The organism is Hyphomonas sp., assembly GCF_013823385.1.
In the GTDB taxonomy this organism is placed as follows: Bacteria; Pseudomonadota; Alphaproteobacteria; order Caulobacterales; family Hyphomonadaceae; genus Hyphomonas.
On the sequence record NZ_PNMA01000151.1, the window covers coordinates 1 to 1,214 of the forward strand.

Annotated in this window: 2 pseudogenes; both read left to right on the forward strand. The window is 61.2% G+C overall.

Going from position 1 to position 1,214, the window contains the following annotated elements:
* Positions 1-452, forward strand: a pseudogene (locus C0456_RS20650) (hypothetical protein); the annotation flags it as partial.
* 27 nt (positions 453-479) lie between these two features.
* Positions 480-1,214, forward strand: a pseudogene (locus C0456_RS20655) (membrane-bound PQQ-dependent dehydrogenase, glucose/quinate/shikimate family); the annotation flags it as partial.

Here is a 1,214-nt window from a genome sequence, read left to right on the forward strand (position 1 = left end):
TTCCTCTACTCACATCGCTGGTGCTGTTCCTGAATCGCAAGTTTCCAGCCCGTTCGGTCTATGCCCTAAGCTTCCTCACTGCCTTCCCGTTGTTCCTGGCGTACCAGATCTACGTCGAAGGCAGTTCTGTCGCCAATGGCTGGTGGACCTATGATTCGGTGATCGGCCCGGCGCTGGAAAGCGAACAGGGGCGCTTGCCGCTGATCTTTCCATTGCTGATCGGGCTGTGGGCGGGCTGGTTCGTCGGCCTGCTAGCAGACAGGAATGAGGAAGGTTTCATGGCTCATGAAGTCCGCCTTGGCGCTGCTGCAAAACCGCCCGGATGGCGCCGTGAATGGGCCCGGCTGTGGGGCATGGCCCTGCTGTTTCAGGTAACCTTTTTCGCCATCAACCTGGTCCCCGCCATGCTCGGCCGCATCCTGTTTGGCGGGCCCAGCGCGCTGGTGCCCTGATGCGTCAAGATTGAGGATAACTCCCGCATGACCTGGCTCAACCGCTTGCTTGCTTTCGCGCTGCTGTTGTTGGGCCTCGGCCTAGTGTGGTTGGGCGGGCAACTGCTGCTGGCAGGCGGTTCACCCTATTACTTGGCCTGCGGCCTCGCCCTGATCGCCATTGCGTGGCTGCTGTGGCGCCAATCGCCCAAGGCACTGGTAGCCTATGGTGCGCTTTGGGCGGTCTCGCTTGCATGGTCGGTGTGGGAATCGGGGATCTCGTTCTGGCCACTGTTTGGGCGGATGGGCCTGCTTACCGGAATTGGCATCTGGCTACTTTTGCCGTGGGTCCGGCGATCACTGGCTACGAAGCCTGTAACCCGGTTAAGCGCCGGCCTGCTGGCCACTGCCGTGCTGGCATTGGCAGGCGGCCTATCGTGGACCTTCTGGAACGATCGCATCGCCGGTGGGGATGATCTTTCTGCACTGGCTGCTGGTCCCGAAACTGCGCGCGATGGTGAATGGCACCACTACGGCAACCTCCAGGAGGGGACTCGTTATTCTCCGCTCGACCAGATTACGCACGCCAACGTGGGAGCCCTTGAAGAGGTTTGGCGCTTTTCAACCGGGGCTGAACCCAATGGCGAGGCTGCCCCGTTCCAGGCCACGCCCCTGATGATCGACGGCATGCTGTATTTCTGCACCGGCTACAACGATGTGATCGCCCTTGATCCCGAAAGCGGCAAGCAGCTCTGGCGCTTTACCGCCAATGCCGACACCACC